This window comes from Exiguobacterium sp. s133 (assembly GCF_018618595.1).
Taxonomy (GTDB): domain Bacteria; phylum Bacillota; class Bacilli; order Exiguobacteriales; family Exiguobacteriaceae; genus Exiguobacterium_A; species Exiguobacterium_A oxidotolerans.
Map to the genome: position 1 here is coordinate 149,129 of NZ_JACSMK010000003.1, position 18,328 is coordinate 167,456.

The 18,328-nt window shown below is 46.8% G+C and carries 25 protein-coding genes; 14 read left to right on the forward strand and 11 right to left on the reverse strand.

The annotated features are described in order from the left end of the window. Positions 1-64: 64 nt before the first annotated feature. Positions 65-1,771: a methyl-accepting chemotaxis protein gene (locus KNP96_RS05530; RefSeq protein ID WP_214769359.1), complete on the reverse strand. Its 1,707-nt coding sequence runs from the start codon at positions 1,769-1,771 to the stop codon at positions 65-67. Between the two features lie 165 nt (positions 1,772-1,936). Here KNP96_RS05530 and KNP96_RS05535 point away from each other — a divergent pair, with 165 nt between their 5' ends. Then, a complete protein-coding gene (locus KNP96_RS05535; RefSeq protein WP_214765891.1) occupies positions 1,937-2,989 on the forward strand; it encodes a C45 family autoproteolytic acyltransferase/hydrolase in 1,053 nt (350 codons plus the stop codon). A 59-nt stretch (positions 2,990-3,048) separates the two neighbouring features. Here KNP96_RS05535 and KNP96_RS05540 read toward each other — a convergent pair whose 3' ends face one another. From KNP96_RS05540 to KNP96_RS05550, 3 genes are read right to left on the reverse strand one after another with little or no spacing between them, the layout of a single operon-like run. Continuing rightward, positions 3,049-3,528 (reverse strand): GNAT family N-acetyltransferase, encoded by a 480-nt coding sequence (locus KNP96_RS05540; RefSeq protein ID WP_214765889.1) that lies wholly within the window; start codon positions 3,526-3,528, stop codon positions 3,049-3,051. Next, positions 3,525-4,112 carry a GNAT family N-acetyltransferase gene (locus KNP96_RS05545; protein WP_214769361.1) on the reverse strand — a complete coding sequence of 196 codons (588 nt, stop codon included), beginning with the start codon at positions 4,110-4,112 and terminating at the stop codon, positions 3,525-3,527. Before KNP96_RS05545 ends, KNP96_RS05540 begins: the two co-directional genes overlap by 4 nt. Before the next feature lie 37 nt (positions 4,113-4,149). After that, a complete protein-coding gene (locus KNP96_RS05550) occupies positions 4,150-4,308 on the reverse strand; it encodes a hypothetical protein (protein WP_214769362.1) in 159 nt (52 codons plus the stop codon). 241 nt (positions 4,309-4,549) lie between these two features. On the opposite strand from KNP96_RS05550, the gene KNP96_RS05555 reads away from it, so the two are divergent. Genes KNP96_RS05555 through KNP96_RS05570 form a run of 4 tightly spaced genes read left to right on the forward strand, consistent with a single transcriptional unit; the run spans position 4,550 to position 7,649 of the window. After that, on the forward strand, positions 4,550-5,593 hold the full coding sequence (locus tag KNP96_RS05555) for a Fic family protein (protein WP_353048311.1): 1,044 nt from the start codon (positions 4,550-4,552) through the stop codon (positions 5,591-5,593). Positions 5,594-5,647: 54 nt separating this feature from the next. Beyond that, the gene (locus KNP96_RS05560; RefSeq protein ID WP_214769364.1) at positions 5,648-6,607 is read left to right on the forward strand and encodes a DUF4062 domain-containing protein; all 960 of its coding nucleotides are present in this window, start codon (positions 5,648-5,650) and stop codon (positions 6,605-6,607) included. A gap of 37 nt (positions 6,608-6,644) precedes the next feature. Next, entirely contained in the window at positions 6,645-7,190 is a 546-nt protein-coding gene (locus KNP96_RS05565) for an HAD-IIIA family hydrolase (protein WP_214769366.1), read from the forward strand. A gap of 54 nt (positions 7,191-7,244) precedes the next feature. After that, positions 7,245-7,649 (forward strand): NUDIX hydrolase, encoded by a 405-nt coding sequence (locus KNP96_RS05570; protein WP_214769370.1) that lies wholly within the window; start codon positions 7,245-7,247, stop codon positions 7,647-7,649. A gap of 145 nt (positions 7,650-7,794) precedes the next feature. Here KNP96_RS05570 and KNP96_RS05575 read toward each other — a convergent pair whose 3' ends face one another. Continuing rightward, positions 7,795-8,253: an NUDIX domain-containing protein gene (locus tag KNP96_RS05575; RefSeq protein ID WP_214769372.1), complete on the reverse strand. Its 459-nt coding sequence runs from the start codon at positions 8,251-8,253 to the stop codon at positions 7,795-7,797. Between the two features lie 105 nt (positions 8,254-8,358). On the opposite strand from KNP96_RS05575, the gene KNP96_RS05580 reads away from it, so the two are divergent. The 3 genes from KNP96_RS05580 (at position 8,359) to KNP96_RS05590 (ending at position 10,262) form a co-directional block, all read left to right on the forward strand. Further along, a complete protein-coding gene (locus KNP96_RS05580) occupies positions 8,359-8,865 on the forward strand; it encodes a MepB family protein (RefSeq protein WP_214769374.1) in 507 nt (168 codons plus the stop codon). 132 nt (positions 8,866-8,997) lie between these two features. Next, positions 8,998-9,759: an arylamine N-acetyltransferase family protein gene (locus KNP96_RS05585; RefSeq protein WP_251135733.1), complete on the forward strand. Its 762-nt coding sequence runs from the start codon at positions 8,998-9,000 to the stop codon at positions 9,757-9,759. Positions 9,760-9,761: 2 nt separating this feature from the next. Then, on the forward strand, positions 9,762-10,262 hold the full coding sequence (locus KNP96_RS05590; RefSeq protein WP_214769376.1) for an NUDIX hydrolase: 501 nt from the start codon (positions 9,762-9,764) through the stop codon (positions 10,260-10,262). 60 nt (positions 10,263-10,322) lie between these two features. On the opposite strand, the gene KNP96_RS05595 is transcribed toward KNP96_RS05590, so the two are convergent. Genes KNP96_RS05595 through KNP96_RS05605 form a run of 3 tightly spaced genes read right to left on the reverse strand, consistent with a single transcriptional unit; the run spans position 10,323 to position 12,687 of the window. Next, positions 10,323-11,033, reverse strand: coding sequence for a DUF554 domain-containing protein (locus tag KNP96_RS05595; RefSeq protein ID WP_088836990.1), 711 nt, complete (start codon positions 11,031-11,033; stop codon positions 10,323-10,325). 53 nt (positions 11,034-11,086) lie between these two features. Then, positions 11,087-12,001, reverse strand: coding sequence for a DMT family transporter (locus KNP96_RS05600; RefSeq protein WP_214769378.1), 915 nt, complete (start codon positions 11,999-12,001; stop codon positions 11,087-11,089). Positions 12,002-12,003: 2 nt separating this feature from the next. Continuing rightward, a complete protein-coding gene (locus KNP96_RS05605) occupies positions 12,004-12,687 on the reverse strand; it encodes a GntR family transcriptional regulator (protein WP_353048319.1) in 684 nt (227 codons plus the stop codon). A gap of 127 nt (positions 12,688-12,814) precedes the next feature. On the opposite strand from KNP96_RS05605, the gene KNP96_RS05610 reads away from it, so the two are divergent. The 6 genes from KNP96_RS05610 to KNP96_RS05635 all read left to right on the forward strand — a co-directional run bounded on the left by KNP96_RS05610 (position 12,815) and on the right by KNP96_RS05635 (position 15,651). Beyond that, on the forward strand, positions 12,815-13,135 hold the full coding sequence (locus tag KNP96_RS05610) for a PadR family transcriptional regulator (protein WP_214769383.1): 321 nt from the start codon (positions 12,815-12,817) through the stop codon (positions 13,133-13,135). A gap of 3 nt (positions 13,136-13,138) precedes the next feature. Next, positions 13,139-13,897 carry a hypothetical protein gene (locus tag KNP96_RS05615; RefSeq protein WP_214769386.1) on the forward strand — a complete coding sequence of 253 codons (759 nt, stop codon included), beginning with the start codon at positions 13,139-13,141 and terminating at the stop codon, positions 13,895-13,897. Positions 13,898-13,975: 78 nt separating this feature from the next. Further along, positions 13,976-14,794, forward strand: a complete 819-nt coding sequence (locus KNP96_RS05620) for an SMI1/KNR4 family protein (RefSeq protein WP_214769388.1) — start codon at positions 13,976-13,978, stop codon at positions 14,792-14,794. Between the two features lie 24 nt (positions 14,795-14,818). Continuing rightward, entirely contained in the window at positions 14,819-14,992 is a 174-nt protein-coding gene (locus KNP96_RS05625) for a hypothetical protein (protein WP_214769391.1), read from the forward strand. Between the two features lie 26 nt (positions 14,993-15,018). Continuing rightward, positions 15,019-15,252, forward strand: coding sequence for a hypothetical protein (locus tag KNP96_RS05630; protein ID WP_214769393.1), 234 nt, complete (start codon positions 15,019-15,021; stop codon positions 15,250-15,252). Positions 15,253-15,285: 33 nt separating this feature from the next. Beyond that, positions 15,286-15,651: a cupin domain-containing protein gene (locus KNP96_RS05635; protein WP_214769395.1), complete on the forward strand. Its 366-nt coding sequence runs from the start codon at positions 15,286-15,288 to the stop codon at positions 15,649-15,651. Between the two features lie 120 nt (positions 15,652-15,771). On the opposite strand, the gene KNP96_RS05640 is transcribed toward KNP96_RS05635, so the two are convergent. The 3 genes from KNP96_RS05640 to KNP96_RS05650 are packed head-to-tail and all read right to left on the reverse strand — an operon-like array spanning position 15,772 to position 18,231. Beyond that, entirely contained in the window at positions 15,772-16,407 is a 636-nt protein-coding gene (locus KNP96_RS05640; RefSeq protein WP_214769397.1) for a histidine phosphatase family protein, read from the reverse strand. Continuing rightward, the gene (locus KNP96_RS05645; RefSeq protein ID WP_214769399.1) at positions 16,401-16,976 is read right to left on the reverse strand and encodes a GNAT family N-acetyltransferase; all 576 of its coding nucleotides are present in this window, start codon (positions 16,974-16,976) and stop codon (positions 16,401-16,403) included. The genes KNP96_RS05640 and KNP96_RS05645 overlap by 7 nt, the downstream gene beginning before the upstream one ends. Positions 16,977-16,995: 19 nt before the next feature. Further along, entirely contained in the window at positions 16,996-18,231 is a 1,236-nt protein-coding gene (locus KNP96_RS05650; RefSeq protein WP_214769402.1) for an MDR family MFS transporter, read from the reverse strand. Positions 18,232-18,328: the final 97 nt, after the last annotated feature.

Below are 18,328 nucleotides of genomic sequence, written 5' to 3' on the forward strand. Positions count from 1 at the left end.
TCGCTGTAACAGCGTCGCATCCGTCGTTTTTCTATGTTCTTATCTTTCACGATCTGAAATCGATTCAAACCTGAAACCGATCCGCTAGTCCTTTTAAATCCTCTGCCATCGTCGCAAGCGACTGGGAGGCCGATGAAATTTCCTGCATCGATGCCATCTGCTCTTCCGTCGACGCTGAAATATTCTCCGTTCCGGCAGCAGCACTTTCCGTGACGCCCTGGATTTCCCGCATGACAGCCGCGATTTGTTCGCTGCCCGCTGCCATTTCCTGAACGGCACCGGATACTTCTTCGACTTGATCGGTCACGTCGACGATCGAGCGCTCGATTTCCTTGAACGAATCACTCGCTGCTGCGACAACGTGAATCCCGCTCGTCATCTCGCCTGATACCTTCTCCATCGAGACGACGGAATGTTCCGTCTCCCGCTGAATGACTTGAATCAATCCTTCGATTTGCTTCGCCGCAACCGCCGATTGTTCGGCGAGCGCCTTGACTTCTGCTGCGACGACGGCGAATCCGCGCCCTTGCTCCCCGGCACGTGCCGCTTCAATCGCTGCATTTAAGGCAAGTAAGTTCGTTTGCGCGGCGATGCCCGTGATCGACGCCGTAATCTGCCCGATTTCTTTTGAGCGACCACCGAGTCCGACGATGACGTGTCCAAGTTCCGTGACGTCCGTATTGATTTGTTCCATTTGTCGGCCGAGTTTGTCGACGACTTGACTGCCTTGCTCGACTTTCCCCATCGCGTCGCCGGTCACGTCAGACATCTGTTGCGCATTCCGCGCGACTTGGCGGATGCCGGACGTCAATTCCTCGACCGTTCGTGACGCGCCCGAGACTTGACCCAGTTGTCGTGTCGATCCGCTCGCGATTTCTTCCATTGTCACGGCGACGAGTTCCGTCGCTTTCGTCGTCGCTTCCGCGTTCGCACTCAGTTCGTCCGATGCTTTCGCGACGTGGTTCGACGTGCCCGTCATCTCGACGATGACATGATGCAACTGTTCCGTCATCGTATTGAACGATGCCGTCAATTGTCCAAGTTCATCTTTTGAATTGTAATCACCACGTACCGTCAAATCACCATCACCCGACTGTTCCATCCAGCCTTGGAGTGAACGGATCGGTCGCGTGATTAAGCGAATGATGTAAATCGCTAAAATCGCAAACAAAAGCAACGATCCGATGAAAATTGCCGCCATTAAGTAAAAGGCTGTCTGTTCCTCTGCCTGATTTTGTTCGTTGATCGACTTCGCTTGATTCGTCATCGATTTCATCAAGCTTGCTGCCGTATCAGCGACTTGATCACGAACTTGTTCGAGACCTGTCGCGTATGTTTCGTAAGCCTCTTCTTTACTCCCTTCAATCGCTAAACTTTGAATCGTACTGAGTCCATTGTCGTAGGCGATGACAAGATCATTCAATTCCACGAGTTGTTTTCTTTCACGGGCACCAATGTTCGCCGTCCGCTCAAATTTAGTAATCGATGTCCGGATTTGTGCTTGACGTTGATCGATTTGTCCCTCCAGTTCTTCGAGACGTGCCGGATCTTTCGTCAACATCATCTCGGCGAGGAACGAATCGAGCGCCCGGGTATCAATCCGAATCTGTCCGACTTCTTGAACCGGGATTAAGTTTTCTTCGTACATCGCTTCAGATGCATTGGCCATGTGATTTAAAAAGTAGATACTTGCACTCGTAATCAGGACCATCGCGACGATTGCCGTCGCAATCAACATTTGAATCTTTCTTCGTACCGTCAAATTTTTCATCCATCTTCCCCCTCCCTTTTCTATATCGGTAAAATGAAGCGATGTTTGACTCTTTTTACGGAATTTTTCCAATCCATGATGTGTTACCGCCAATGCGTCGGCTACGACTTTTGTGGAGTCGTTCGGTATAATCGACAGTACGAGAAGCAGAAAGGATGAGTCGTCATGCAACAGGTCGCTAATGAAATCACCCAGTTTCGCGGCACCCACTACGAGTTCGGTCGCGAACAAGGACGGTACGTCAAACAAAATGAATTACTCCATAACCGGGAAGACAACTGGAAGATTCGGGTTCCACGCTTTCAGGTCGACCCGGGCGAAACAAAAGAAATGTTCTTACGGTATGTCCCGCACATGTGGGATGAAATCCTCGGACTCCAAGATGAACTTGAACTGTCGCTTGCGGACACATTGCTTCACTTTGGTCATTACCGCGTCGAAGGTCCGAAAAGCGGCTGTTCGATCATGACGGGCGATAATTTTTTAGTCCGCAATTATGATTATCATCCGATGACCTACGACGGACGGTTTTCCGTTTTCCAACCGACGGACGGCGGTTCTGCCATCATCGGTCCCGCGTCACGCGTGACCGGTCGGATGGACGGGATGAACGAACACGGTCTTGCGATGGGCTACAACTTCATCAACCGGCGACGTCCCGGAGACGGATTCGTCAGTTTCATGATTGGCCGGATCATCCTCGAAACGTGTACATCGGTCGAAGACGCGATTTCGCTCGTCAAGGAATTGCCGCACCGCGGTTCTTTCACCTACGTCGTTCACGATAAGTCGGCGCGCTCGTTCGTCATCGAAGCGACGGCACGCGACATCGAGGTCCGGGAGACGAATCTCTGTACGAATCATTTTGATTTACTGCAACACGAAAACCGGTTCCATCTCGATGACTCGAAACGACGGATGATGGAAATGAAGTCGCACCAGCACTTGATTCAAGATGCGGAGTCTGCCTTCCGTCTGCTCAACGATACCGATAAAGGGGTCTTTTCCGAGCTTTACTCCCACTGGGCCGGAACGATTCATACGTCGGCGTACTTTCCGGAGGACTTGAAGGTCTGGTTTGCGCTCGGTGGTGACCAAGAGCCGGTCGAGTTCGATTTCCGCGACTGGTTGGCCGGGAACGACTTTGCTCTGAAACGCATCGAAGGAGAACTTGAGACCGACATCCAGTTCGCGAACACGTTACAGACGTGGCGCTGAACGAATTCAACTAACAAAAAGCACGAAAGCAGCTGGTACAGTTGCTTTCGTGCTTTCATTTAATCCAACCGTTTTTCCATATGGAGATCCGTCGGCGCGTACCCTGACGATTCATACAGCTTGATCGCCCGCGTATTGTGGGCAAAGACATGAAGTCCGATGATTTTGATGTTCATCCGCCGTGCGACCTGTTCAAGCGCCACCATCGCCTGTCGCCCGTAGCCTTTTCCTTGGTGATGTGCATCAACCGAAAAATCATAGATGAATGCCGTCCGTCCCTGTTTTTTTTCCACGACATGAAACCACATCATGCCGACCGCCTCAGTCGTCGCCTCATCGACTAGCGAGAAAAGATAATTGTCTTTTGACGCGCGTCCGTCCGGTAAGAGTTGACGAAACTCTTCCGTCGACCGGTCGATGGCTTCCGCTTCCACCCACGTTCCGGCTTTCACCTTTTCCGCGGCGTACTCTTCAATTGCCGTCGGTAAATACGTCTGATACATCGTTTCCGTCATCGGTTCAAAGCGGATATTTATCATCGGCTGTGCCCTACTTCCGTTTGTTCGACCTGTGTCATTTTCGATTGCCAGTCCTGTGCAAGCATCGCGTAGACGATGATATCATGGAATTCTCCGTAAAGCCGTTCTGCCGACCGTAATGTTCCTTCTTTGACGAACCCGAGCCGCTCGGGAATTCGTTGACTCCGTGTATTGCCGGCCGCACATTCAATGACGACTCGGTTCAAGCCGAGTGTCGTGAAGCAGTATGCTGTGACGAAGTGAACGACTTCCGTCATCAAGTCTTTTCCGCGTCCATCCCCCGTTACGTAATAACCAATCGATGTCTGCCGTAACGTTTGATTGATTTCGTGCAGGGCGACCGTTCCGACCAGTGCTCCGTCATAATAAATCCCACAAGCGAAACCGTCCCCGTCCGCATATTGCTTCAGCCAGATCGGAATCACTTCCTCACGGTAGACTTCAGCTCCCGTCGCCCCGTCGACCCAGCCGAGCCATTCCCGTAAGTGGTCCCGGTTGGCGTCGACAAGCGCATATAACGCGTCCGCATCCTGGCGTTCAATCAACTTCAAACTCAATCGTTCTGTAATCTGGTGCATGAACATCTTTCTTCACTCCCCTATGTACGTCTAAAGCTATAATTTAGACGTTAAACGTTAAAATACCTGCTTGCTCATTTGTTTTCAACCAAACAAACGATTCATCTTTTTCGACTTCGATGACCGGGCTACAGTAAAAACGATCAACTTGTTTTGCTACATGATTTTGATATTCGTCGCTTTGTGTTGGACTGCAAATCAAAAACTAACTCATTTATGGTTAAACATACTCATTTCGATTGTTTTTGACTATATTTAATCGTTTTAAATCCATATCAATTAGTTCATTTTTGAATAAACATACTCATTTCGTCTTAAAATGAGTATGTTAATTCTTCTTGAACACGCTTAAATACGTTATAGTTTAATTAAACATACTCATTTCTCTAGTAAATGAACATGTTTAGCTATCAATGAGTCTATTAATGAAAGAGGCGCTACTTGTGAGAAATTATACGTATAGTTATTTAAATACCATTGCACTGCCGATGGAAACGGTTCGCTTAATCAGTAGAATCAATGAATATAAAGGGAAACAAGATTTGTATAAACAACAAGCTCCTCAAATCCTCAATATGTTACGAGACGTCGCTGTCATTCAGTCGACAAAAGCATCGAACGCGATTGAAGGAATTGTCGTTACAGAAAGCCGCCTCCACACCATCATGTCAAAATCAGCAGACCCTGCCGACCGTTCCGAGGCAGAGATCGCCGGTTATCGCGATGTCTTGAATTTGATACATGCTTCGGCACAAGATATTCCAATCAATGCAAACGTGTTGTTACAACTTCATAAGGAACTTTATAAATTCGTTCCCGTCGAAGGTGGTCGTTGGAAAAACGTCGATAACGAAATCAGCGAGACGTTTCCTGACGGGACACGACGGACACGTTTCGTTCCGGTGCCGGCATTCGAGACACCTGCCTCAGTTCAAGCATTATGCGATAGTCTGCGTGACAGGCGGCAACAAGAAGACGTCGATTCACTTATCTTGACGAGCCTCTTTGTACTAGATTTCTTGTCGATTCATCCATTCAATGATGGAAATGGTCGGATGTCACGCTTATTAACACTATTAATGCTTTACCAGGAAGGTTTCGAGGTTGGACGGTACATCAGTCTGGAAAAGATTGTCGAGTCGCGTAAGGAAGACTACTATGAGTCGCTTCGACTGTCTTCTATTCACTGGCATCAGAATCAGCAGGATCCTTTCCCATGGATCAACTACCTGTTGAGTACAATCCTTGCCGCTTATAAGGAACTGGAGGACCGGGTCGGACTGATTACGACCGGCAATCAAAACAAGGCAGGACGAATTCGTCAATTTGTCGAAAGCCGTATTACACCGTTCACTAAAGCGGATGTCCGGAACGCCTGCCCGGATGTCAGCGAAGCAACGATTAATCGAATTCTGCGTGAACTTCGGGATGAAGGACTCATCAAACCCTCAGGACGTGGACGAGGAGCAAAATGGATCAAAAGATAAAGAGATGTCACAAGCAATCAAATTAAACTTTAGCCTATAGGAGTGAGTTATTAAATGGAACGTAAATTACAAATTTTTATTTCTTCAACATATCAAGATTTAATCGAAGAACGCGAACGAGCAATAAAAGTCATATTGAAATATGGACACATACCAGCAGGAATGGAATTATTTCAACCAGGTAATGAACCTTCAAAAGAAGTAATTAGAAAATGGATAGATGAATCGGATGCTTATATTTTAATCTTAGGCTATCGATATGGAAGTATTGAAAAAGAGAGCGGTCTTAGTTTTACACATTGGGAATACTCGTATGCAGTCGAGACTGGTAAAGAGCTTTTTTGTGTATTACTTAATGATAATGATGAAACAAGAAAGATGCGGTTAGAAAAAGATAATTATTCAAAAATCATGGAAACTAAATCTCAAAAAGAATATAGCGACTTTAGAAATGAAATTAGAGAAAAACACCAGACAGAACTATTTAGTAATTTATCAGAATTAGAAAATGCTTTAGCAGTTGGAATCCATTCTCTTAACAATAGAATAACTTCGGGTGGATGGTATCGTTTTAAGAATAATACTTCAAATATCCATGTTAAAAATGAAGGAGTAAAATCTAATGATTTTAGAGAGATGATACAAAAAAGACGACTTACCCCAAAAGAATTATTATTTCTGTTATACGCTAAAGAACAGGAAGTATATGATTTTGAATACGGAATAAGTACAAAAAGTCGCCTAAGATCTATAAGCAATTGGGAATCTAAAAATATGCTAAAAACTGATTTGTCAGATAACTATTTCAGCCTAATAGAGCTTTTATCTGACCGTAATATTCTTGAACCTCGTGACTTAACAATTGATGAATTACCAAGAAGCTACCGCTTTAATATAAATATTTATACCGACCTTATTAATAGCGAGGATTATTCCAACGAACTCAACCTCGCTAAAACAAAATTCAAAATTGTATTACCACTTGAAATCGATCCAGATGAACTTCCTTTTTAAATCAATTCTTTATAATTTTTTTACAGGAGATGACAAGATGAGGGACATAGAGGCCGTATTTTTAGATCGTGATGGCACAATTGGAGGTAGCTCTACAATTCACTATCCGGGAGAATTTGAACTGTTTCCGTATACGGCTTTGGCAATCAATCGATTAAAAAAAGACCGGATTCCATTATTTTCATTCACAAATCAGCCCGGTATTTCTAAAGGGTTAGCAACAATCGAAGACTTTCAACAGGAATTGACTGGATTTGGTTTTGATGAGGTATACATATGTCCACACAATCCTCAAGAAGGTTGCACGTGCCGGAAGCCTAGTATCGGCATGTTATCGAAGGCGCAAAAAACTCATAATTTAACTCTAGAAAATTGTGTCGTCATCGGGGATCGTTGGACCGACATGCTCGCGGCTTCAACAGCAGGATCCCTTAAAATTTTAGTACGAACAGGTGCGGGGGAAATGTCGTTACGCGACCATCGTGACGAATTAAATAACATCCATATTGACTACATTGCAAGTGATTTAAAGGATGCCATCAGCTGGTTGTACAGCCAGTATTCGTTGACTGGCAGAGCATAAAACAAGATATAGTGACTGTTACAAGTCTTATATTTAAATAAAGGTGGAGATTAGATGATGCCAAAACATTCACTCTCAGCAGGTGCCGTCGTCCTTGATGAACACGGAAAAATCCTGCTTATCAAAGGACCAGAGCGAGGTTGGGAATTTCCGGGTGGGGTCATTGAACTAGGAGAAACCATCGAGGACGGAATCATCCGTGAAGTGAAAGAAGAATCTGGAATCGATATTGAGGTGACTCGCTTTTGCAGCATCTATCAAAACATAAGCCAACATGTTTGCGCGACCTGTTGGCTGGCAAAAGCAGTCGGTGGGACACCGCAAACGAGCAACGAAAGTCTGGAAGTCGGCTTTTTCAGTTTAGAAGAAGTTTTAGACATGGTGACCTGGTCAAATTTCAGTGAACGGATTCTTAAAATATTAAACGAAGCGGAACAACCCTTTTATGTCGCTTTTTGAGGCCCCCTTCACTTCACCGTTCCGAGAAGACAGCATATAGACAATGAAGTGCTCCGAATTAGAGCATCCATCGCCCCAAATCTTTTGGCCAGATGGGTGTCCTTTGTTTACGGAACCAGCATTTGCTTTTAATTCGATGATTTTATTAATCGACGGCTTCCCTGACCGCCCATCTCTGATGCGCATGAAATAACTTATCCGTATCTTGAAGACTAAGCCACGCCGGATGATGATCCATTTCGACTGCCGCTTGTGTCAACTCGAGTAACGTCACTTTGTAAAATAACGCATCGTTGAGGATGGTTTGCCCGTTTTGTGCTATCAAATACTGTTTGGCCCGTCCAATCGGTGCTTTGATACGAATCGTATAACCCGTCTCTTCTAACAGTTCTCTGTGAAGTGCTTGCTCAGGTGTTTCACCGACTTCCATCCCACCCCCGGGAAGGAAGAAATGTTGTGAATTGGTCCGAACGCTTAGGTATTTTTGTTGCTCCTTATCAACGACAACAGCATAGACGCTCGCCTTGTGTTGATAATGCATCCCTTCCTGCTTCAGTCCGAAAATCGGAATCTCTTTTTCAATATTCGTTTTAGACTGTCTCATTGATGATCTCCTTTATACGCGTAATGTCATTTCAAATAGAATTCGTGATATACAGCTTTATACTAACTATAGACGATTTAAATCCGTTGAGAGGTGAACTGAAACGTGCATGATTTTTTCGAAGTACTGAATTATGTAAATAAAATCATTTATGAACCCAATCGTTTACCATTAGAGAGGGTTCAAGAAGAACCACAAAATGCGAACTATGGTGCTGGGACTTTTAAAATATTTTCCAAAACCGTTCGTTTTCGGATAGGACATGTAACGCCTACAAAACTAGGGCAGTTTGTGGTCCTTTGGGAAAAAGACGACAATAAGAATCAGCCCTATCGATATGACGAAGCCCCTGATTTATTAGTCATCACGACTTTTAAAAATGAGACAGCATTCGGACAATTCATCTTTCCGAAAGAAGTACTTCTTCAACAAAATGTTCTTTCATCTGATGCAACAAAAGGAAAGATGGCGATGCGTGTTTATCCGATTTGGGATACACCAACAAGTAAACAAGCCATCGCAACTCAAAAATGGCAGGCACCATACTTTATCGATATGTGCGATGCTAGTGATTCGTTAAATGAGGAACTAGTTGAACGTTATTCGCTTTAATTTCCCGAAAACCCCTTTTTCATCGATTCATTTCATTTTAAAAAATCAATTGATTCGGTACTATCCAGACTGTTTAATTAAATTTCAGACATTTTGTGCCATACTAAGGAGATTGAAAAAGGAGGAATTCAATTGTCATCTTTTATGAAAACAATCGCATCCCGGATACAGTTTCCACTTGACCGGCCGATTACGTTTGACGATTTACCATCTCTATTAGAAGCATTCGCCTACCACCTGCCGTTTGATAATCAGGCCGTCCTCTCAAAACGGACGTTACCTTTTAACGAAGCACGCCTTGAGCAGACGTTTGTCACCAATCAAGCAGGCGGTGTCTGTTACGATTTAAATCATCTGCTCTATGAAATTTTGCGGATCAAAGGATTTGATGTCGCGCTCGTCAAAGCGACCGTCTATGACAATGAACACGAAGTCTGGTCGGCGACTGGTCCGACCCATGTCGCGATTCTCCTCCAGCATGCAGGCGCGACGTACCTCGTCGACAGTGGGTTCGGAATCAATCTCGCCTTACGCCCTGTTCCATTGACAGGTGAGACCGTCCTTTCACCAAGCGGCAGCTTCCGGATTGCCCCGAACGGTGCCGGGTACCAGCTTGAAATGCAACGGATAGGACTCGACGACACGTTCATCATCGGCTACCATTTTTATACCCAACAGACGCTTTTGCCGGAGCAGCTCGCAGCAATCGAACAAATCATCCAGCAGCATGCCGCCTCCCCGTTCAATAAACGGAGTTTACTTGCCGTCCGGACGGAAACCGGCCACCGGATTTTGACGGAACAAGCCTTGACGACTTGGACGGATGGAAAGAAAACGATCCAACCCGTCCCGTCAGACGAACAGTATGCGAGTTGGAAAAAGGAGCTGTTCTGATCGTGCAGGACGTACCCTACCCGTATACGCTTTGTCTGGTCCGCCAAGGCGAACAGTTCCTCTTGCTCAACCGGCAAAAGCAGCCGGCGATGGGAATGTGGAACGGTGTCGGCGGTAAAATCGAGCCTGGTGAAACTCCGTCTGCCGCTGTCATCCGGGAGACGTTCGAAGAGACGGGAATCATGCTGTCACAAGTCCAGTTCGCCGGTACCGCCGTCCTACGCGCTGAACAGGCAGTCGGCATCTACCTCTACCTCGCCGATTTACCGGATGGTCAAACACTTCCGACACCGCTCGTGACGCGCGAAGGGATTCTCGACTGGAAATCGCTAAACTGGATTCTTGATCCGGACAATATCGGGATCATCAGTAACTTAAAACATTATTTACCGAACATCTTAAGCGGTCCACCGCGTCAACACACATTCACCTATAAGCAGCATCAGTTACTCGATTATTCGACGACCGTCTTACCTGCGGACGCGTTGCACCTCACATACTAAAAAAACTGCGTCCTTCATCCCGGAGACAATCGTTGTCAACGGAATGAAGGACGCAGTTTTTTAATTGAACCCGAACAGTTGAAGCCCCGTCACGATCACGGCCACCATCACGATACCGGGCAGGAGATTTGCGACCCGGATTTTTGTGATGCCGGCAAGATTCAACCCGATCGCTAAAATCATCACTCCGCCGGTCGCCGTCATCTCGACGATGAACTGTTGCAGGATCGCATCGGGAATGAACTGTGTAATCGCGACGGCACCGAGCGCAATCGCCCCTTGATACAGAAGTACGGGAATGGCGGAGAAGATGACGCCGATGCCGAGCGTCGAACTGAGGACGAGCGCCGTAAAGCCGTCAATCAGTCCTTTCGTATATAATACGTCGTGATCCTGACGCAATCCGCCGTCAAGCGCCCCGAGCACGCCCATCGCGCCGATGACGAAGATCAGCGTCGCCGTGACGAATCCTTCAGCGATGTTTGACGGGCGTCCCCGGCCGATTCTCAGTTCGAGCCATTCGCCGAGCCGGTTGAGCTTTTCATCGATCCGCAACCATTCGCCAAGCGCCCCACCGATGACGAGACTGCCGATGACGATTAAAAAGTTCTCACTTTTCAATCCCATCTGGACACCGAGCACGACGACGGCGAGACCGATTGCCTGGACGACCGTTTCTTTCGTCCGCTCGGGAATTCTGTGAAACAGGAGGCCGAGTAACGTCCCGACGATGATCAGTCCTGTGTTGACAAGTGTTCCTGTAAGTACCATCCTTGTTCCCTCGTTTGCTAAGTTATTTTTAAATTAAGGTAGTTGAAATAAAGTCAATCCGAGATGACGGTCGGACTGGCTTGCCGAAAACTGTGGAGTGTCATCCCAAGCATGACGAGGATGATACCGAGCAGTCCGAGACCTGACGGAAATGCCGCGTGTAAAAAGACGGCTTCTCCGAGGACGGTGAACAAAATTTCGAACGATTGTGTCGCCTCGATTGTCGCGAGCCGGACGGGATCACGATGGACGAGCGATGTCGCGTAAAAGAACAAGGACGTCGCGACGACGCCGGAAAAGATTGCGACGAGTGCCGACTGTGATACTTGTGCCATCGAAGGGAAGCCACTCGAACGGTATGCAAATGCCGTCAAGATGAACCAAAACGGAAGACTCGCGAGCGTCATCCCGAGAATCCGGTCGAACACGTCGAGTTGGTCCCCGTACCGCATGAGCATCTTCCGGTTCCCGAGCGGATAGGCGACCGCTGCAATCAGGACCGGGACGACACCGTACAGCATCGATGACAGGCTGACGTTTTCCGCGACGGCAAGTTGCATGACGATGACGCCGGCGACGATGACAAGGGAAAACCGTAACGCCGTCCAGGGAATCTTCTGGTGAAACAACGGCGCAAGCAACGGACCAGCAAGGATTGTCAGTTGCCACGTCCCGGCGATCAACCAACCGGGCGCATGATCGGCAGCAAAACAAATCCCGCTGTAAAAAATGCCGAAGCCGATCGTCCCGTAGATGAGCCAAAATTTCAGGTCTTCGCGGAGCGCCCGGTAGACGTGTCCGACCCGCCGGCGAAAAGCGACGATTATAAACAACAACGGCAGCATAAAATAAAACCGGAGTGCCGCACTGTAAATCCAGTGCCCCCCACTTCCTTGCATCGATTGGTTCAGGATGAAGGTGACGGCAAAAAACAATGCCGCCAAGGTACCGAGTACGAGCGGACGCATTTTCACTCCTCCTTCAGTGCTGCAATGATATGGCGACCGAGCCCATTCCAGTTCTGCCTCGTCAAGCGGACGAGTAAATCGACATCCCGCTGTTCGCACGCTTGAATGATCGCATCGTGGTCATCTGCCGACGAACTGCCGATCCGGCTGAACTGGGCGAACTCCAGCCGGCGGACGAGCGGCGTCAAGCGACTCAACGTTTCAGTCAGTTGCTGATTCTGACTTGCCTGTAAGAAGACATGATGAAACGCATCATCACATTGCATCGCCTCGAGGGCATCCTCCTGACCGATCGCCGTCCGAAATTCGCTATTCAGCTTGCGTAACGTCTCTAACGTCTCCGGCGTAATGTGCGGAAACGCCAGTTGACTCGCGAGTCCATGGAGCGTCGCGACGATCGGAAACGTCTCGCGTGCCTGCACCACATCCAGTGCCGTCACGTTCGTCCGTGAACCGGGTTTAAAGACGACGAGTCCCTCCTCTTCCAGTTTTTTCAGTGCTTCCCGGACCGGCGTCCGGCTGACACCGAATTGTTCCGCCAGTTCCAAATCGTTCAATTTTTCACCAGGCGCCAGCTCCAAGGTGATGATTTGTTGCTGCAAGTGCTGATACACTTCCTGACTCAAGGAAGTCCGCTTGATTTTAAGAGCCTTTTTTGAGTTATCCATAAAACTAATATATTGCATATCAATGTCGATTGCACTTGTTTTTTTCAATTATCAGGAAAATTTCATTCACTACCTTGTATTACAAGTTATTGAGTGATAAACTATATTTACCTTGCAATACAAGATAGTGAAACGAGGAATTCATATGTCATCTACTCAAATGTTAAAGGGCATTCTTGACGGTTGTTTACTAGCGTTGATCGCAGAAGAAGAAGTCTACGGTTATGAACTGGCAACGAAGCTTGCGACCTATGGCTTTGCTGACGTCAGCGAAGGAACGATTTATCCGTTATTGATGCGGATGCAAAAATTGGGTTGGATTGAAGCAACGCAACGGGTCTCACCGAGCGGACCGAAACGAAAGTATTATGCCATCACTTCGGCAGGACGCGACGAACTGACCGCTTTCTCGGCACGTTGGGAGAGACTCTCGACAAGCGTCAACCAGATTTTAAAGGAGGAATGATGGATGCATCCCTTATCCACTGAATCAACTCGTTTTTTAGAGGACTTAAAAATCTATTTGTTAGCTTCCGGAAAAAATGAACAGGCGACGCAAGACATCGTCAGCGAACTCGCGGATCACTTGCGCGACGCTGAGACGGACGGCAAATCGGTCAAATCCATTACCGGCGATAGTCCGGCTGCTTACATCCAGTCGATTTCGAACGAACTGGCCTTTGATTGGAAAGGATTGCTGCAAATCTTCGGGCTTGTGTTAGTAGGTGGATCCAGTTTTTCGTTTTTTCAACAGCTCTTTACGGGTGCCGTCTCCTACAGCGCCATTCTGTTATTGAGTTTTGCGAGCGCAGTTGCATTACTCATCGTCTGCCTCGCGTTGATCTTGCGGTACCTTTCGACGCATCCGGTCAGTCCTGTCCGTCAAAAGGTGCTGTCCGGACTGTTCGGCGGCTTATTTTCAGTCAGTATCTTGGTGACCGTTTTTGCCGACCGCTTCATCGATTCACCGACCGTGACGTTTTCGCTCCCTGTCAGTTATGCGATCGGGTTGCTTTATCTCGTCGTCATCATATGGTTATCCATCTCGTCAGGGACATGGGTCATCGCCATCGGACTCGCCGCCTATTTTTTACCACAATTTGTTTTACATCAGACTGGAGTCAATGGAATCATCGTCATTTTGAGCAGTTATCTCATTTCGATGATCAGTATGAATCTTTACTTTTTCTTACCGATGCTGCTTACGAAACGACAGATGCAGAAGTGATTTTGTTCACAAAAAAATGGATTTTATTAAAAAGGAACCCTTCATTCTTTTACATACTTTTTTGATTGGAGATGAAAAATGAACATAATGAACATTTGGGATAAAGAAGACGATTATGGTATTCTCGCACCTTTATCGGAAAATGAGGTCCATCAAATTGAAACTGAACTACAGGTGACATTCCCGGAAATTTTTCTCACCTTGTTAAGAGATCAAAACGGAGGTACCATCCTGTATAACACTGTTTCGGTAGATTTTGAAAACACATGGTCTGAGCCTGGAGATGCGAGTTATTTACCAATCCGTTATCTCGAAGGGCTCAGCTACGAATCGTTCGTCAAATCGACGAAGCATATATTACCGGAATGGGATGTCGTAGGCAAACATGTCATTATTGGTGACGGCGAAGGGATTTATTTTTACTACTTAAACTTTGATCATGATGATAAAAATCCATCCATCTGGTACCTAGACATTTCAGATGCATCCACACGCGAAGTCGCTCCAACCTTTCAAGATTTTCTATCCCGCTGGCTGATCCAAGAACCAGACTTAGAACCACTAGATCTTGATGCGTTTTATGCGAGTTATCCTTCAGTTGAAGAAATTAATCAATATATTCAAAGTGAGGATACTGACACCGTTTTGGATGCATTCGCTTCTTGGATGACCATTGGTCTAGAACAAGAACAATTAGTTCATGAACTGATGAAACATATTGATAAAACGAAAGATTCCGACATCCTTGACTCTCTTTCCCAATACTTGACGCATTTAGTTTTGAATACAAGTGCAAGCTTTTACATTTCAAAAGAACAAGTTGCACGACTATTAGAATCAAAAGGGGTTAATACTAATTTAAATATCTATATTAGCTGGTTACGATCTGAAGATTAAAGTGAATTGAAGGAGGACTGACTGATGCCTGAAGATTTTTTATTTTTAGTGATCATCGTTTCTTTAGTCATTTGGATGACACTTTCAAAAGAAGTATTTAAACCTTCACAAGAAATCAATCGCCCGAAGATGTTGATCTTATTGTCTGCTGGATCTTTTTCTACTTTTATCCTGATCATTGTACTTTTGCAGTCATAAATACATCGCGATAGAGGTGAGTTAGCTTGAAAATCAAAACGTTTCTACTTTCCTTCATCATTGTCTATCTAGTACTTAGCCTGCCGGCACTGTTCGGGATCGGATTTGTCATCGACTGGGTCCCTGAAGCGACCTTACTTCAAAAAATCAACGGTTACGTCCTCATTGGATTAACGGATAACTACTTGTTCAAATTTGTCATAGCAGGCCTGATTAGCATCGTCCTGCAACTGGTTATTTCTAAACGTCAGCGAAATTAAATCAGGTAGCAAACAATGCATCGGGGGAATTATATGAAACTTTATCGATTCACAAAAGAGACCGGGAAAAAAATCACAAAATTCGACTCTGATTTTGTAATGTCGCGGATCACGCAGACAGAGAAGCCCGTTCATATAGGGTGTGTCCATTTAGATGTCGCCGGGTTAATTGGTTATCATCAAGCGGTTGTTCCCCAGTTGCTTTTACTTGTGAGCGGGGAAGGCTGGGTTAGAAGTGAAGACGATACATCCGTTAAAGTCCAGAGCGGTGATGCCGTGTTTTGGGATAGCGGCGAATGGCACGAAACCAGAACTGACAGCGGATTGACTGCAATCGTTATCGAAAGCGAAGAGTTGATCACGTCTTCCTTGACACCGTTAGAGCGATTACAGGTATGAAACAAACATGAGCATTGATTAAAAGAAGGCTGTCTGACAGGGAGAAAAAAGTTCCACTTCCCCTCCGTCAAACAGCCCTCTTCATTAAAAATTACTTTCTCTAATGTCGATCTTTTAGAATTAACGTTCCATAACCTGTTCCTGCTGTTGGATATGGCTTATGTCTGCTTCTAGCACAATTTTAAGCTGATCCTCAACGCATTCAATAATCGTCAAGGATGTATCCTTTATGAATGGAGGTGTTGACCATAATTTTTCAAGCGGTTGCTTTTTTAAAGTGGCCAACAATATTTTAATAACGACTGTGTGCGTGACAATTAGAACCTCTCCTGTTTGATGTCGACTTTTCAGTTTCTCAAAAAATGCAAGAACACGTCGTTTCAGCTCAAAGAAGTTTTCACCTGTTTCTGATATATACAGATGTGGCGCATTCCAAAAGTTGAAATAGGCTTGCGGATAGTTCTCACTTAACACCTGTCTGTTTTGCCCTTCCCAGTCCCCAAAATGTATCTCTTTTAAATCCTCCTCGATCACAAACGGACACGTCCGTCCCTGCATCATCAATCGAGCCGTACATAAACTTCTTTCACTCGGACTGGAATAGACCGTTTGAAATGCGATAGACTTCAGCCTTTCACCTAACTGACAGGCATTTCTTTTTCCTTTTTCAGTTAACGGTGAATCCGACCAGCCTTGCAGCTTCTGTTCTATGTTCCATTCGGTTTCGCCATGCCGCGTCAGATAAATCGTCAGCATGTTAGATCCTCCGGTACGTTTCGCTTGCGTTCCGCTTCATACCGCTCCCGCGTCCATTGATACAACCGGCTCGTCACCGTCCGCCCGTCAATCCGCTCCATGACGAACGGTCGGTCGAGCACGTGGCGGAAGCCCATTTTTTCGATGACGCGTTGCGATTGTCCGTTAAAATCAAAATGGGCAGACCAGACGATCTCCATCTCAAGCTCCACAAAAGCGACAGCAAGTGCCGCGTCGACAATCTCAGGCATCCGTCCCTGTCCCCAGTAATCAGGGTGCAGGACGAATCCGAACTCGACTTGTTTTTTGCCAGCCAGTGCCTCGACCGGTCGGCGCGTATGCATCCCGAAGCTGCCGATGACCTGGTCCGTCGCTCGGTCGACGATTGCATAACCATCATTCGCTTCTTGAAACATCGTAATGACGGCGCGGCTTTCGTCGATGGACGCGTGCGGTGCCCAGCCCGCGTTCGGTCCGACACGCGGATCTTTCGCATAGGCATATAAATCTTCAGCGTCACTCATGCGCCAGCGTCGTAAACGGTGCCGCTCCGTTGTCAATTCCTCCATTTTATCCACTCCTTTTGGATTACGAGACGTTTCGTTTCGTCTCGACGACTTCTTTCATGTAAAGACCCGAATACGCTAAGACTAATCCGAGGAAGACGATCAATCCGATATAGACACTCATCATGAACGGGGCTAGGACCGCTCCGAGGATGATCGTCGAGCGTGAAATCAAGTCGGCCCCGGCGTGGGACGTCCCGGCGAACGCCGAGTAGGCGCCGCGTTTATCTTCCGGCATCATATTCGCTTTTTCAGCGTTTAACGTCGGGGAATACAACAATTCCCCGATCGTCGCGATGAAGATGAACGTCAACAGGACGGTCATCGAATTCGCACTCGTGACGGTCATGTAGCCGACCAGGTATAACGCCAGTCCCGCGACAAGCGTCTTCCGGTTAGAAAATCGGTTCGCAAGCCGTTGGATGAAAAACGTCAAACAGACGACGAGAATCGTATTCTCGATATTGATCAGACTGACCATCCGGACACCGTTGACGAGGAGACCACCGACTTCGACGGTCTTGAACTCGTCCGCCAGCCGGACGGCGACGTAACTGCCCATCGAAAACTCGGCGGCGAGGATACACATCGAACCGAGCACGACCTTGACGAACGGGCGGTCGCGCCAGGCGATCCGGTAACTGTTCGTGATGTCGGTCAGGACGGACCGGAACGGCTGCTTCCGCCAGACGTGTTTCGATTCGTCGAGCAGGAAGTGATACGCGACCGGTAAGAGAAGCGACGTACACGTCAATAAGCTGAACAGGAACAGTTTGTTGCTGACGTAGAGCCAGCCTCCGAGTGCCGTCCCGAGTGCAATCGAGAGATTGATCAACCAGTAATCGATCGCATAGACCGCCCGCCGATTGTCCGGCGTCGTCGCGTCAATGATGATCGCCCCCATCGCCGGTCGCCCGATGTTACTCGTGACGGTAAAGATGGCGTAGGCAATCGTGAAGGCAATCATCTGATTGACGGCAAGACTGATCGTCATCGCAAGGAACATCAAGCCGGTCGCTGTCGTCGAGAGGACGAGCAACCGTTTTCTCGGGAAACGATCGGCGAGGTACCCGCCGATCAATCCGATGAAGAAACTTAAGAAGACGGTACTGATTAAAAACAATCCGGCAATGACTTTATTAAAGGCATCGACGAACAATAAGGCCATGAACGGCATGATGGCGAATGACACCGTCCGGTTAAAAAAGGATGTTACGAGTCTGACTTTAATTGGTTTAGGTATATCTTTCCATTTCATATTGTCACCTTCCATTCTCTACCTGTATGATAAACAAGACAGATTGATTGAAAAATGGACATCTTCATAAATTAATGTCCCCTTTTAAAGGAAGGAG

Coding starts and splice junctions, on each gene's coding strand:
- KNP96_RS05530 (WP_214769359.1), bottom strand. CDS start 1,771: ATGAAAAATTTGACGGTACGAAGAAAGATTCAAATGTTGATTGCGACG.
- KNP96_RS05535 (WP_214765891.1), top strand. CDS start 1,937: ATGCAACAGGTCGCTAATGAAATCACCCAGTTTCGCGGCACCCACTAC.
- KNP96_RS05540 (WP_214765889.1), bottom strand. CDS start 3,528: ATGATAAATATCCGCTTTGAACCGATGACGGAAACGATGTATCAGACG.
- KNP96_RS05545 (WP_214769361.1), bottom strand. CDS start 4,112: ATGTTCATGCACCAGATTACAGAACGATTGAGTTTGAAGTTGATTGAA.
- KNP96_RS05560 (WP_214769364.1), top strand. CDS start 5,648: ATGGAACGTAAATTACAAATTTTTATTTCTTCAACATATCAAGATTTA.
- KNP96_RS05565 (WP_214769366.1), top strand. CDS start 6,645: ATGAGGGACATAGAGGCCGTATTTTTAGATCGTGATGGCACAATTGGA.
- KNP96_RS05570 (WP_214769370.1), top strand. CDS start 7,245: ATGATGCCAAAACATTCACTCTCAGCAGGTGCCGTCGTCCTTGATGAA.
- KNP96_RS05575 (WP_214769372.1), bottom strand. CDS start 8,253: ATGAGACAGTCTAAAACGAATATTGAAAAAGAGATTCCGATTTTCGGA.
- KNP96_RS05595 (WP_088836990.1), bottom strand. CDS start 11,033: ATGGTACTTACAGGAACACTTGTCAACACAGGACTGATCATCGTCGGG.
- KNP96_RS05600 (WP_214769378.1), bottom strand. CDS start 12,001: ATGCGTCCGCTCGTACTCGGTACCTTGGCGGCATTGTTTTTTGCCGTC.
- KNP96_RS05605 (WP_353048319.1), bottom strand. CDS start 12,687: ATGCAATATATTAGTTTTATGGATAACTCAAAAAAGGCTCTTAAAATC.
- KNP96_RS05610 (WP_214769383.1), top strand. CDS start 12,815: ATGTCATCTACTCAAATGTTAAAGGGCATTCTTGACGGTTGTTTACTA.
- KNP96_RS05615 (WP_214769386.1), top strand. CDS start 13,139: ATGCATCCCTTATCCACTGAATCAACTCGTTTTTTAGAGGACTTAAAA.
- KNP96_RS05620 (WP_214769388.1), top strand. CDS start 13,976: ATGAACATAATGAACATTTGGGATAAAGAAGACGATTATGGTATTCTC.
- KNP96_RS05625 (WP_214769391.1), top strand. CDS start 14,819: ATGCCTGAAGATTTTTTATTTTTAGTGATCATCGTTTCTTTAGTCATT.
- KNP96_RS05635 (WP_214769395.1), top strand. CDS start 15,286: ATGAAACTTTATCGATTCACAAAAGAGACCGGGAAAAAAATCACAAAA.
- KNP96_RS05640 (WP_214769397.1), bottom strand. CDS start 16,407: ATGCTGACGATTTATCTGACGCGGCATGGCGAAACCGAATGGAACATA.
- KNP96_RS05645 (WP_214769399.1), bottom strand. CDS start 16,976: ATGGAGGAATTGACAACGGAGCGGCACCGTTTACGACGCTGGCGCATG.
- KNP96_RS05650 (WP_214769402.1), bottom strand. CDS start 18,231: ATGAAATGGAAAGATATACCTAAACCAATTAAAGTCAGACTCGTAACA.